This window comes from Undibacterium sp. Di27W (assembly GCF_049340345.1).
Lineage (GTDB): Bacteria > Pseudomonadota > Gammaproteobacteria > Burkholderiales > Burkholderiaceae_D > Undibacterium.
The window spans coordinates 231,877-245,115 of the sequence record NZ_JBMPOS010000005.1 but is presented as its reverse complement, the minus strand read 5'-3'; the positions used below and the strand labels follow the sequence as shown (position 1 = coordinate 245,115).

The 13,239-nt window shown below is 49.5% G+C and carries 14 protein-coding genes and 2 tRNA genes; 14 read left to right on the top strand and 2 right to left on the bottom strand.

Annotated elements, in window-relative coordinates:
• Positions 1–148 precede the first annotated feature (148 nt).
• Positions 149–1,756 carry an L-aspartate oxidase gene (gene nadB / locus ACO0LF_RS12685; RefSeq protein WP_423014432.1) on the bottom strand — a complete coding sequence of 536 codons (1,608 nt, stop codon included), beginning with the start codon at positions 1,754–1,756 and terminating at the stop codon, positions 149–151.
• Between the two features lie 170 nt (positions 1,757–1,926).
• Between nadB and ACO0LF_RS12680 the strand changes: the two genes are divergently transcribed.
• The 14 genes from ACO0LF_RS12680 to ACO0LF_RS12615 all read left to right on the top strand — a co-directional run bounded on the left by ACO0LF_RS12680 (position 1,927) and on the right by ACO0LF_RS12615 (position 12,810).
• Positions 1,927–2,127 carry a hypothetical protein gene (locus ACO0LF_RS12680; protein ID WP_423014431.1) on the top strand — a complete coding sequence of 67 codons (201 nt, stop codon included), beginning with the start codon at positions 1,927–1,929 and terminating at the stop codon, positions 2,125–2,127.
• Between the two features lie 154 nt (positions 2,128–2,281).
• Positions 2,282–2,554, top strand: coding sequence for an HU family DNA-binding protein (locus tag ACO0LF_RS12675; RefSeq protein WP_423004025.1), 273 nt, complete (start codon positions 2,282–2,284; stop codon positions 2,552–2,554).
• A gap of 50 nt (positions 2,555–2,604) precedes the next feature.
• Positions 2,605–2,680, top strand: a tRNA-Val gene (locus tag ACO0LF_RS12670).
• Positions 2,681–2,715: 35 nt separating this feature from the next.
• A tRNA-Asp gene (locus tag ACO0LF_RS12665) sits at positions 2,716–2,792 on the top strand.
• A gap of 86 nt (positions 2,793–2,878) precedes the next feature.
• Entirely contained in the window at positions 2,879–4,798 is a 1,920-nt protein-coding gene (locus ACO0LF_RS12660; protein WP_423014430.1) for a SurA N-terminal domain-containing protein, read from the top strand.
• A 180-nt stretch (positions 4,799–4,978) separates the two neighbouring features.
• Entirely contained in the window at positions 4,979–6,418 is a 1,440-nt protein-coding gene (gene ccoN, locus ACO0LF_RS12655; RefSeq protein WP_423014429.1) for a cytochrome-c oxidase, cbb3-type subunit I, read from the top strand.
• A 26-nt stretch (positions 6,419–6,444) separates the two neighbouring features.
• Positions 6,445–7,062, top strand: a complete 618-nt coding sequence (gene ccoO / locus ACO0LF_RS12650) for a cytochrome-c oxidase, cbb3-type subunit II (protein ID WP_423014428.1) — start codon at positions 6,445–6,447, stop codon at positions 7,060–7,062.
• A 50-nt stretch (positions 7,063–7,112) separates the two neighbouring features.
• Positions 7,113–7,259 carry a cbb3-type cytochrome oxidase subunit 3 gene (locus ACO0LF_RS12645; RefSeq protein WP_423014427.1) on the top strand — a complete coding sequence of 49 codons (147 nt, stop codon included), beginning with the start codon at positions 7,113–7,115 and terminating at the stop codon, positions 7,257–7,259.
• 2 nt (positions 7,260–7,261) lie between these two features.
• Entirely contained in the window at positions 7,262–8,257 is a 996-nt protein-coding gene (gene ccoP, locus ACO0LF_RS12640) for a cytochrome-c oxidase, cbb3-type subunit III (RefSeq protein ID WP_423014426.1), read from the top strand.
• A gap of 83 nt (positions 8,258–8,340) precedes the next feature.
• Entirely contained in the window at positions 8,341–9,753 is a 1,413-nt protein-coding gene (ccoG, locus tag ACO0LF_RS12635) for a cytochrome c oxidase accessory protein CcoG (protein ID WP_423014425.1), read from the top strand.
• 9 nt (positions 9,754–9,762) lie between these two features.
• Positions 9,763–10,308: a FixH family protein gene (locus tag ACO0LF_RS12630; RefSeq protein WP_423014424.1), complete on the top strand. Its 546-nt coding sequence runs from the start codon at positions 9,763–9,765 to the stop codon at positions 10,306–10,308.
• Positions 10,309–10,367: 59 nt separating this feature from the next.
• On the top strand, positions 10,368–10,625 hold the full coding sequence (locus ACO0LF_RS12625) for a hypothetical protein (RefSeq protein ID WP_423014423.1): 258 nt from the start codon (positions 10,368–10,370) through the stop codon (positions 10,623–10,625).
• A gap of 9 nt (positions 10,626–10,634) precedes the next feature.
• Entirely contained in the window at positions 10,635–12,038 is a 1,404-nt protein-coding gene (gene hemN, locus ACO0LF_RS12620) for an oxygen-independent coproporphyrinogen III oxidase (RefSeq protein WP_423014422.1), read from the top strand.
• Position 12,039: 1 nt separating this feature from the next.
• Positions 12,040–12,810, top strand: a complete 771-nt coding sequence (locus ACO0LF_RS12615; protein WP_423014421.1) for a sulfite exporter TauE/SafE family protein — start codon at positions 12,040–12,042, stop codon at positions 12,808–12,810.
• A 22-nt stretch (positions 12,811–12,832) separates the two neighbouring features.
• Here the strand turns inward: ACO0LF_RS12615 and ACO0LF_RS12610 are convergent, their stop codons facing one another.
• Positions 12,833–13,156 (bottom strand): flagellar basal body rod C-terminal domain-containing protein, encoded by a 324-nt coding sequence (locus ACO0LF_RS12610; protein WP_423014420.1) that lies wholly within the window; start codon positions 13,154–13,156, stop codon positions 12,833–12,835.
• Positions 13,157–13,239: the final 83 nt, after the last annotated feature.

Genomic DNA, 13,239 nt, shown 5'->3' with positions numbered 1-13,239 from the left:
TTATCTCGCATCAACGGTCAGCACGTAAAGCCGCAATTGGGTTCGTCGCTGCGGCCTGCCGTGCAGAAAATACGCCAAGATCCAGGCCGACTGCTATCCAGGAGCTGCCTCAATGCTGACAGCTTCCACATCGCTGTCAGCAAAAGATTTATTTTTTGCGTTTTGGTGATAACACAGTAGGCAATGCTTTGGGTAAAGTGTCGGGATAGTCGCGGCTGAAATGCAAGCCACGGCTTTCACGGCGGGATAAGGCGCTGTTGACGATCAGGGAGGCCACTTCAACCAGATTACGCAACTCCAGTAAATTATTCGAGATGCGGAAGTTGGCATAGTATTCGTCTATCTCTTCCTTCAATAAACGGATGCGGTGTTTGGCGCGTTCAAGGCGTTTGGTGGTGCGCACTATACCTACATAATTCCACATGAAGCGGCGCAATTCATCCCAGTTATTGGCGATGACGACTTCTTCATCCGCATCCGAGACGCGGCTTTCATCCCAGTCTGGCAAGGCAATGACGCTGGCACGTTCCTGCGCTTCTATATGCTTGGCTGTAGCACGACCAACCACCAGGCATTCGAGCAGGGAATTGCTGGCCAGACGATTGGCACCATGCAGGCCAGTGTAGGCAGTTTCACCCACGGCATACAGACCAGGCAAGTCGGTGCGGCCATCGGTATCAGTGACGATGCCACCGCAAGTGAAGTGCACTGCTGGCACCACAGGTATGGCTTGCTTGGTGATATCTATACCCAATTCCAGGCAGCGCGCATAGATGGTGGGGAAGTGCTCTTTCAAAAATTCTGGTGGTTGATGGCTGATATCAAGTTCGACAAAATCTAGGCCGCGTTTTTTCATTTCAAAGTCGATGGCGCGGGCCACTACATCGCGTGGTGCCAACTCCATGCGCGCGTCATGATTTGTCATGAAGCGCTTGCCCCCTGATGCACCAGCTTCGGCAGGTAATTTCAAGATGCCGCCTTCGCCGCGCACTGCCTCGGTGATCAAAAAAGATTTGGCAAAGGGATGGTACAGGCAAGTAGGGTGGAACTGGATAAATTCCATATTACTGACCCTGCAACCAGCACGCCAGGCCATGGCGATGCCGTCGCCGGTGGCAGTATCTGGATTGGTGGTGTACAGATAGACCTTGCCAGCACCACCCGTTGCCATCACCGTATGTTGCGCGGCAAAGGTATGGACCTTGCCGCTTTTTACGTCCTGCACATACAGGCCCAGGCAATGAGGGGTGGGGGAATTGTCCCCCAGTTTGGCCGAGGTAATCACATCAATCGCATAGTGATGTTCAAACAGGCTAATATTGGGATGGTTGCGTACTTTTTGTTCCAGTGTGACTTGCACCGCATGGCCAGTCGCATCGGCTGCATGGATGATACGGCGCTGGCTGTGGCCACCTTCGCGTGTCAAATGAAAACCCAGCTCCGCCTCTTCATCGCGGGTAAACGGCACGCCTTGTTCTATCAGCCAGTCTATGGCTTCGCGCCCATGTTCTATGATGTAACGGGTAGCACCTTCATCACACAGGCCGCCACCTGCAATCAGCGTGTCGGAAATATGTTGTTCATGGCTATCGTGGGAATCGAGTACGGCGGCTATGCCACCTTGTGCCCAATTACTGGCTCCATCCAGTAATTCACGTTTGGAAATAATCGCGACTTTGCGTGTTTGCGCCAGATGTAAGGCGACGGATAAGCCAGCCAGTCCACTACCTACAATTGCTACGTCAAAATTCTTCATTATGTGATGATGGTTAATTTACGCTCGGGGTGCTGAGTTTGCAGACCAGTTCGGCACAGCCCGGTTAGATGATGACCTTGATTTGTCACATTCGAGTGGAAAATCCAGCCTGCTATTAATCAATCTATTAATCAATATTTGTCATAGTATGCCAGAGACCAGGAAATCTGGTGGGCGAGCTTGGGCGGCATTTGTCGCGAGCTGAAGAAAATGCCATAGAAATAGATGACAGAACTGAGCATGGATTTTCTTTTACGCAATGCTGTAATTCCAGATTCCTTGCAGATTTATGGCAGGTTTTTTCTGACAAAATTCAGCAAGCTGTAAGAAAAATGAATAAGCAAATCTGGATAATTGCTGAAATTTTTTAAGTTTCTACAGAAAGCATGCAAACCGCTTGACACAAGGCTTTGCGGCTTGCTCTAATACCGGATGCAGATTTCCTGCTTGCCGTGATAGATGCACGACCAATAAAATAATCGAATACATCATCGCGAAATTCAAATTTTTGTGAGGGGGCTATAAGTGAATAAGACTGAGTTGATCGATCATATTGCGAAGACAGCGGATATTTCTAAAGCGGCTTCGTCGCGTGCGCTGGATGCAGTGATCGGCGCGGTAAAGACCACATTGAAGAAAAAAGGTACCGTAACACTGGTTGGCTTTGGCACTTTCTCGGTAGCGAAACGTGCAGCCAGGCCAGGTCGTAATCCTAAAACTGGCGAACCTATCAAGATCAAGGCTGCCTGGGCTCCAAAATTTAAAGCTGGCAAAGCTTTGAAAGATGCGGTAAACTAGCGCTCTTTCGTGGCTCGGTGACTGAGTCGCGGAATTTGTTTGTATGCGTGGGGCGCTTAGCTCAGTTGGTAGAGCGGAGCCCTTACAAGGCTTAGGTCGGGAGTTCGAGCCTCTCAGCGCCCACCAAAAATCAGACAAAATAAAGTTAGGCAGTAAAAAAAGGAGTGGTAGTTCAGTTGGTTAGAATACCGGCCTGTCACGCCGGGGGTCGCGGGTTCGAGCCCCGTCCGCTCCGCCAGAAAATCGAAAAGGCGAACGAAAGTTCGCCTTTTTTTGTATTCGTCAAATTGTTATTGTGATACTTAGCCACGTGATTGGTTGAACATGTTTGAATTTATTCGTACCCATCAGCGCTTAATGCAAATTTTGTTAGCTGTTCTTATCTTGCCGTCCTTTGTTTTGTTCGGCAACACTGACGCTTTGCGGTCTATAGGCAAAGAGGAGGGCATTGCAAAAGTTGCAGGTGTTCCTATCTCGCAGGCTGAATTTGATCAGGCATTACGTGATCAGCTAGATCGTATGCGCCAGGCATATGGTCCGCAATTTGATGCGAAAATGCTCAATACTGCGGAAGCAAGACAAAGTATTTTGGATGACTTAATTGCGCGCAAGGCAATGGCTGGCGAGGTTGCGGTGAAGAAGCTGGCAATTGCAGATATTACTTTGCGAGACAATATTTCTCAAACACCAGGTCTGGTCAAGGCTGACGGTCATTTTGATAATGCAGAATACAATCGCCTGCTGTCCATACAGGGCTTGACGCCTACCATGTATGAACAGCGTTTGCGCCAGGATTTGATCGTCCAGCAATTGCTGAGTCCTGTTCAGGCGAGTGCCTTTGTTTCAAAAACAGTAGCGGATCGCTTGTCTGCTATCAATGAGCAAGAGCGCGAAGTACAAATGTTGATGTACAAACCTGAAGACTTTGCTGCACGCGTTAAAGTTACAGACGAAATGCTCAAGGCCTATTACGAAAAAAATACGGCGCAGTTTGAAATCCCTGAACAAATCAATGCTGAATACGTAGTTTTGAATAGTGATGTATTGGCTGAGCAAACGACAGTGTCGGACGCCGATATTCAAGCCTACTATAAGGCAAATGAAAAAATCTATACAACAGAAGAGCAGCGTCGTGCCAGCCATATTTTGATCACCGCTGGCAAGGATGCCAGTGCTGCTGACAAGGAAAAGGCAAAAGCCAAGGCTGCTGGCATTCTGGCGCAGCTGAAGAAAAAACCAGAAGATTTCGCCAAGCTCGCCAAGGAAAACTCTGAAGATCCGGGTTCCAAGGAAAAAGGCGGTGATCTGGATTTCTTTGGACGTGGCGCGATGGTTCCACAGTTTGAAGAAAGTGCGTACAAGCTCAAGCAAGGTGAAATCAGTGAGCTGGTGCAATCTGACTATGGCTTTCATATCATTACCGTGACTGCGATCAAGCCTGCCACAGTGAAAGCTTTGGACGAAGTAAAAACGCAGATCGCCGCTGAGATCAAAAAACAAAAGGCTGGCAAAGCTTATACAGAAGCGGCTGAAACTTTTGGTAATCTCCTGTATGAGCAAGCCGATAGCCTGAAACCTGTCGCTGAAAAACTCAAACTGAAGATACAGGTAGCGAATGGTTTGACACGCAACAGCAAACCTGGTGCGCAGGGTGCTGCCGAAGCAACTAACTCCAAATTTCTGAAAGCAATTTTCTCTGATGACGTGATCAAGAAAAAGCACAATACAGAAGCGGTAGAGATTGCTCCGAACACGCGTATTGCTGGCCGTATTCTTGAATACAAACCTGCAGCGAAGCGTCCGTTTGAAGAAGTCAAAGCGGCAATACTTGCACAAGTGACCGCTACAGAAGCAGCCGCGCTGGCAGAAAAAGAAGGCATAGCCAAGCTGGCAGCCTTGAAGGCAGCTGATTCAACAGCAGGATTTACCGAAGCCAAGATGGTATCCCGTTTGAAAAACCAGGACATTCCTAGTGCAGCTTTGGTTGATTTGATGCGTGCTGATACGCAGAAATTGCCAGCCTTTGTTGGCACGCACCTGGGTTCTGCTGGCTATGTCATTTTCCGCATAGGCAAAGTCACTGCTGGCACACCGGACGAAAAGCGTCGTGCTTCCGAGGCGCAGCAATTGACCAGTATGCAATCTGCTCAAAATCTGTATGCTTATCTTGAATTATTAAAGCAAAGAGCAAAAGTCACGGTAAATAAAGCTGCCGTTACAGCACCGGTTACTGCCGCACCATAAACCAGTTCAATTTGCGGTTGGAAAAAGACACTCTCTGAGTGTCTTTTTTTTTGTCAAAAAATTGAGGATTTTGCTTATTGCATGTAATCGTCTTTGAATCCGGCAATATTTGATGTGTATCAATGTCACCGGCGACCTGATTGTTATTCTTGCTGTGTACTTTTACAACAGAGTGAGATCATGACAATAACTAAAGAAAACACATACAACTATAGGGTTGTACGGCAATTTTCTGTCATGGCAGTGGTGTGGGGAATCGTCGGCATGCTGGTAGGCGTGGTGATAGCAACCCAGCTTGCCTGGCCGGAATTTCTGGGGGGAATACCATGGCTGAGCTATGGTCGCTTGCGTCCCTTGCATACCAATGCCGTGATCTTTGCCTTTGGTGGCTGTGCCTTGTTTGCCACTTCCTATTATGTCGTTCAGCGCACTTCGAATGTGCGTCTGTTTTCTGACGGTCTAGCCGAATTCACCTTCTGGGGCTGGCAGTTGGTGATTGTTGCTGCTGCCATCAGTTTGCCTATGGGGTATACCCAGGGTAAAGAATATGCCGAACTGGAATGGCCTATCGATCTGTTGATCGCGGTGGTCTGGGTAGCTTTTGCCATCGTGTTTTTTGGCACGCTGATGAAGCGCAAGGTGGAGCATATTTATGTGGCCAACTGGTTCTTCGGCGCTTTCATTATTGCCGTGGCAGTTTTACATATCGTCAATAGCGCTGCTATCCCGGTATCTTTCATGAAGTCTTATTCTGCCTATTCTGGTGTGCAGGATGCGATGGTGCAATGGTGGTATGGCCATAATGCAGTGGGCTTTTTCCTGACTGCGGGTTTTCTGGGCATGATGTATTACTTCATACCCAAGCAAATCGAACGTCCCGTCTATTCTTATCGCCTGTCCATCGTCCACTTCTGGGCGCTGATCTTCACTTATATGTGGGCGGGTCCGCACCACTTGCATTACACAGCCTTGCCTGACTGGGCGCAATCCATAGGCATGCTGTTCTCGCTGATTTTGCTGGCTCCTTCCTGGGGTGGCATGGTCAACGGCATCATGACCTTGTCCGGTGCCTGGAGCAAGCTGCGCTCTGACCCTATCCTGCGCTTTCTCATCGTGTCCCTGTCTTTCTATGGCATGTCGACCTTTGAGGGACCGATGATGGCGATCAAGACGGTGAATGCCTTGTCGCACTACACAGACTGGACTGTTGGTCACGTGCACTCCGGTGCGCTGGGCTGGGTGGGTTTCATCACTATAGGCAGCCTGTATTACCTGATCCCGCGCCTGTTTGGCCAGACGCAGATGTATAGCAAACGTCTTATTGAAGTGCATTTCTGGGTAGCGACTATCGGTGTTGTCTTGTACATCGCCTCCATGTGGATTGCCGGTGTCATGCAAGGTTTGATGTGGCGTGCAGTGAATGAAGACGGCACCTTGACCTACTCTTTTGTCGAGAGTGTGAAAGCCACTTATCCCTACTACGTGATACGCATGACAGGTGGTTTGCTGTATCTCAGTGGCATGCTGGTCATGGCCTATAACGTTGCCAAAACGCTGATGTCAGCCAAACCTGTGAACAACACAATTCCTGCACTGCCTGCTGCTGCAGCGCATGCATAAATCAGAGAAATCAAAGGAGAAATTTGATGCGTAATTTTACTCATGATCTGATTGAGCGAAATGTGGGCTTGTTGCTGGTCCTGGTGATACTGACGATCAGTGTTGGCGGCCTGGTGGAGATCGTGCCCCTGTTCTTCCAAAAATCAACCACCCAACCGGTGCAGGGCATGCTGCCATATTCTGCCTTGCAATTGGCGGGGCGCGATATCTATTTGCGGGAAGGCTGTTATGGCTGCCACTCGCAGATGATCCGTCCCTTCAGGGCTGAAACAGAACGCTATGGCCATTATTCGGTGGCTGGAGAATCCATCTATGACCATCCCTTCCAATGGGGCAGCAAGCGCACCGGGCCTGACCTGGCGCGTGTAGGCGGTCGCTATAGCGATTCCTGGCACAAGGATCATTTGACGGATCCACGTTCCGTCGTGGTCGAGTCCAATATGCCAGCCTACCCATGGCTGGGCAAGACCCAGCTGGTTCCTGATGAAATCACTCCCAAGCTCAAAGCCATGAAAACCCTGGGTGTGCCTTATACAGAAGAGCAAATCAAGGCAGGCCCGTCTGAATTGGCCAACAAGACTGAGCTGGATGCGGTGATCGCCTATTTGCAAGTGTTGGGTACTGCAATCAAGAACAAGAATTGATATAGGAAAGACTGAGTCCAGAGCGGCTCAGTCTTTCGGGGAGAAATAACATGAATTTCACAATAATCAGCAGCGTCGTGACGGTCATCAGCCTCGTCGTATTCCTTGGCATTCTTTACTGGGCATTCAGTGCCGGGAATAAGGAAAAATTCGAAAAAATGGCGCGCTTGCCAATTGATAATGAGAATGGAAAATAGCCATGGCAGACTTTTTTAATGAATGGTGGAGTACCGGCATCGCTATTGCCACCGCCTTGTCCATGCTGGCCTGTGTCTTGCTGTTGTGGTCGCAATCCAAGGTCAAGGTGAAAGTCGGCAGTGACGGCAAGCCCTTGCCTGTAGAAACCACTGGCCATGTCTGGGACGGTGACTTGATGGAGCAAAACAACCCTTTGCCCAAATGGTGGATGTGGTTGTTTTACCTGACTGTGGTGTATAGCGTGGGCTATCTGATAGTTTATCCTGGCTTTGGTAAATGGCAGGGCACATTTGGCTGGAGCCAAAAGGGCGCCTATGAAAAGGAAATGAAGGATGGCGAAGCGCAATATGGGCCCATCTTCAATAAATACCTGGCCATGGATATCAAGGCGATTGCCAAAGATCCGCAAGCGCATGAAATCGGTCAGCGCCTGTTCCTCAATACTTGCTCACAATGTCACGGCTCTGACGCGCAAGGTGGTAAAGGCTATCCCAACCTGACTGATAGTGACTGGCTGTATGGTGGTGATCCGCAGACTATATTGACCACCATCCGTGAAGGTCGTCATGGCCAGATGCCACCCATGGGTGCTGCACTGGGTACGGATGATGATGTCAGGAACGTCGCCAACTATGTACTCAGCCTGTCAAATTCTGCACATGACCCTATCAAGGCTGCAATAGGAAAATCCAAATTTGCAGCCTGTGCCGCCTGTCATGGCGGAGATGGTAAGGGTAACCAAGCCCTGGGTGCCCCAAATCTGACGGACAAAATCTGGCTGTACGGCGGTGGTATAGAGACCGTGATGGAAACCATCAACAAGGGTCGCAATAACCAGATGCCAGCCCACAAAGCGATTTTGACTGAGGGCAAAATACATTTGCTGGCTGCCTATGTCTGGAGTTTGTCGAATAGTTCTGCCCAGGCCAGTGACGCCGATATCAGTGCAGTCAAACAAATTGCTGTCAGCGCCTCTGAAGCAGCATCGGGCAAATAGTCAATCAGAAATGATCATACAGCATGCCCCGCCTGCCTTGAGAGGTGCAGCCTTTTTGCTTAACCAGGAAAAATAGAATCACGATGAAGCACATACCCATAATCCCGGTGCCTATACAAGAAGCAGAATTGGCGCTTTTTGAAGAACGCAGAAAAATTTATCCGCGTACACAAACAGGCTGGTTTTCTTCCTGGCGCTGGGTGCTGGTGTTTTTTACACAGGCTTTGTTTTATGGCACAGCCTGGTTGAACTGGAACGACAGGCAAGCTGTGCTGTTTGATTTGGTAGCACGCAAGTTTTATATTTTTGGCCTGGTCCTGTGGCCTCAGGATTTTATTTACCTGGCCATTTTGCTAGTGATTTCTGCTTTGAGCCTGTTCTTGTTTACAGCGATTGCGGGCCGGGTGTTTTGCGGTTATGCCTGTCCGCAAACGGTCTATACCGAAATTTTCCTCTGGATAGAAGCCAGGATAGAAGGCGAGCGTAATGCCAGGATCAAGCTGGATGCCTCGCCCATGTCGGCGCATAAATTCACACTTAAATTTCTCAAGCACTTTATCTGGATAGCATTGGCATTGTGGACGGGATTCACCTTTGTTGGCTACTTCACGCCCATCCATGAACTGGCGATCTCAGTGGGCGATTTTACGTTGGGGCCTTGGGAAACATTCTGGTTCCTGTTCTATGGCTTTGCCACTTACGGCAATGCAGGCTGGATGCGTGAACAGGTTTGCAAATACATGTGCCCTTATGCACGCTTCCAGAGTGCCATGTTTGACAAGGATACGCTGATCGTCACTTATGACACGGCACGTGGTGACCCACGCGGTTCCCGCAACAAGAAAATCGATTACAAATCTCAGGGCCTGGGCGATTGTGTCGACTGCGGAATTTGCGTGCAGGTTTGTCCAACGGGTATTGATATCCGTGAAGGCTTGCAATATGAATGCATAGCTTGCGGTGCCTGTATTGACGGCTGTGATCAGGTCATGGACAAGATGGGTTATGCGCGTGGCTTGATACGCTATACCACTGAGCATGCGCTGACTAAAAAACTGGACGATAAAGCCATGTGGAAAAGAGTATTCCGCATGCGCACCCTGATCTATGGCGGTTTGCTGGGTATGATTATTGTCATGTCGGCGGTTTCACTGGCCTTGCATACACCCTTGAAAGTGGATGTACTCAAGGACAGAGGAATGCCCAAAGTCACGGAAACTGGTGCGATAGAAAATGTCTACCGCCTGCAAGTCATGAATACCCAGGAGTCGCCACGGCGTTTCAGCGTGGAAGTGCAGGGAGCGGCGGGCGCAATGATAGTGAATTCAAGGGATATGGAAGTTGGTTCAGCGAGCACCAAGGCTTTCCCTGTGCGGGTCAGAGTACCGGCCAATGTACTGGGTAGCGGCTCTAATCGCATACGTTTCATCATCAAGGATATCGCCTCGCCAGAAGTGGCCGTGACAGAAAAAGCCGTGTTCATCGTTCCACGATAGGAGAATAAAATGGAAGCCAGTTTGATGCCCCCAAAATCCAGGCGCGACGCCTGGTACAAGGAGCCCTGGTTGCTACTGGTGGTCGGTGGTCCGGCCACCGTGGTATGCGCCAGTCTGTACACGGGTTACATCGCCATGCACGGCGCCGACAAGGTCGTCGCTGAGGATTACTACAAGCAAGGCTTGATGATCAATAAAGACATACAGCGCGACGCCAAAGCCAGGGAGTTGCAACTCAATGCCTATATCAATGCCGACTTTGCCAATGGCAAAATCAGCCTGCAACTGAGTGGCAAGGGCAAGCTGCCAGAAAGCCTGCAACTCAGCATTGCCAATGCCGCAGCAGGAGGCAATTCGGTCAGTGAAGTCATACGTCGCCTGCCGATGAAACAGATTGCGCCTGGTCATTATGAAGGCGACTTGAAGCTGATGCCCAATACCGATCAAGGTGCTGTGAAATTGTTCCACATCAAACTGGAAACCACAGACTGGCGTTTGACCGGCGACTGGTTTGATCCAGGACAAAAACCGGTGCAACTGAATGCAGCAAAATGAGGGTAATCCCTGAAAGCTTGCTTACCTGAGGCCGGACAACCACTAGAAGGGGACAAGATTTGGACAATAACACGACGAAGGAACACAAACCACAATTACGCTCTATGTTAATGATCGTCTTGTGGCCCGCTTTTTTGATGGCATCTGCGGCAACAGGTTTGTTCTTCAGCCTGGTTGATCCTCTGGAATTGATCGTACTGGATCAACGCCTGCAAATGCATGAAACCGGTGTCTATACAGTAGGTTTTTTTGCCTTCTGGCTGTTAGGAATCTTGTCTAGTGGTTTGACGGCCTTGCTCGTGCAAAAAGCACATTGAGACATCACCATGAAAATGAATGAAGCGGCTGCATTCCCTGCGGTAGAAATTCCCGAAGACCTGATACGCCGTTTCGATAGCCTGGGGCCGCGCTATACCTCTTATCCGACGGCTGACCGGTTTGCCGATGGCTTTACTGCACAAACCTATATCCGCTATCTGCAAGAGCGCAGCCGATTGGCTGATAAGCCGCCATTATCGCTCTACATACACATTCCGTTTTGTGCCTCGCTTTGCTATTACTGCGCTTGCAACAAGGTCATTACCAAGGATCACGGACGTTCTGCCAAATACCTGGAATATCTGGCCAGGGAATTGAGCCTGGTCACCAGTCATTTGCATGCGCGTGAAACTCTGAGCCAGTTACATCTGGGTGGGGGGACGCCCACTTTTCTGAGTCACGATGAATTGCGGCGCTTGATGCATTTATTGCGCGAGCACTTTGATTTTTCTGATGATGCAGAAATCTCCATAGAGATAGATCCACGCACGGTCACGACCGCGACTTTGCAATTATTGGCAGAACTGGGTTTCAATCGCACCAGTCTGGGTGTGCAAGACTTTAATGTGGATGTACAAAAAGCAGTGCACCGACTACAGCCCTATGAGATGGTGGCGCAGACGGTAGCTGACAGTCGCGCCTGTGGTTTTCAATCCATCAATTTCGATTTGATCTATGGTTTGCCCAGGCAAAACCTGGACAGTTTTTCGCAAACTCTGGATCAAGTCATAGCGCTTTCACCAGCCCGTATTGCACTCTACAATTATGCGCACTTGCCGACGCGCTTCAAACCACAACGTCGCATCGCTGAGGCGGATTTGCCATCTGCTGAGCAACGTCTGCAGATTTTTCTGATGTCCATCAAACGCTTGCTGGCAGAGGGCTATGTTTACATAGGCCTGGATCATTTTGCCAAGCCTGACGATAGCCTGGCACAGGCGACGCTGGACGGCACTTTGCACAGGAATTTTCAGGGTTACACCACGCGGGCAGATTGTGACCTGATCGCCCTGGGTTTGTCTGCTATCGCGAAGGTAGGTGCATCTTACGGGCAAAACCTGCGCACGCTGGATGAATATTATGCCTGTCTGGACCGGGGAATACTGCCAGTCGAAAAAGGTTGCCAACTCGATGCCGATGATATCTTGCGCAGGCAAGTCATCATGAGTCTGATGTGTAGTAATACCCTGAATTTCAAATTGATCGAAATGCAATATGGCATTTCTTTTACTGATTATTTCGTCACTGAATTGCAGACGCTGCAAGACTATGCGAAAGAAGGCATCGTCCTTATTGATGATGCCAGCATCAGCGTCCCGCCCAAGGGGCGCTTGTTTGTGCGCGCATTGGCGATGGTTTTTGACCGCTATCTGTCACAGCAATCGAGTGCCAGGTTTTCCAAACTGATTTGATATGCTGAGCCTGCCTTTGGTATTTGCTGCAATGACTGCCGGTGCCATAGGTGGTGTACATTGCGTTGGCATGTGTGGTGGTATTTCCATGCTGTTGACACAGGTAGGGCAGGTGCGATATCAGCCTGCGGCATCCATGAATAAAATCATTCCGATTACCGTCGCCGGGCAAGCCCTTGATCATTGGTCAGACAGGCTGCTTTATCAAGTCTTATTGCAAAGTGGTCGCATCTTTACCTATGTCATTGCCGGTAGCATTTTTGGTGGACTGGGTGCTGCAGGTATGTTGTTCAAACCCTATTTGCCTATCCAGCAAATCCTGTTTGTGGCCGGCAATTTGATGTTGATATTCCTTGGTTTGCGCGTATTGGGCCTGTCGCCAGCATTAGCCTTTCTGCGAAATGCCCTGGCAAATTTACATGTGAGTCTTAGCAGGAGGCTGCCATCGCTGCAACAGGCGACCAAATATCCATTTTTAATGGGCATGAGTTGGGGCTGTTTGCCCTGTGGTCTTTTGTATAGCGTCGCGCCATTTGCCTTATTGTCAGGCGATGCTTGGTCGGGCGGGATATTGATGCTGATCTTTGGCTTGTTTGCCTTGCCACACTTATTATTGACTCAGGCAGTCATGCGGCAAGCGCAGAATAAAACCATCATGCGAGGCCTGCGTAATCTGGCGGCGATAGTCTTGCTGGGAACAGGAACTCTGGGGCTTTGCTACTTTGATATGAAGGATATGCCATCCTTCTTATGTCTTGTGCCTGCGAAATAGAAGACTGGCAGGCTGGCAGGCATCAGGCCTTGATATCGATCAGCGTACCCAGTACTTCATCTGCAGTTTTGACAATTTTGGCTGACAAGTCAAAACCTGCTTTGAATTGTATGGATTGCACGATTTCATTTGCCAGATCAGTGCTGCTCAATTCTTGAGAGGCCAGACTGCTGCCTTCCTTGCTGATGTTGGCAATGACGCCACCTGCAGGCTGCTCCTGAAAACTGACTTGTTGCGGGATGAAACCTGCCGTACTGGCATTCGCCACATTGTGGCCAGAACTGTCCAGTGCCGTGCTATAGGCCTTGAGTCCTGAAAGGCCACTATTGAGTGCTGAAACTGACATGGGATGCTCCGGGTACGATGCGATTTATCGTTAGCTTATACTGAATTCTGCAAGTCTGCACGCTCACCTGATTTGCTTATCGT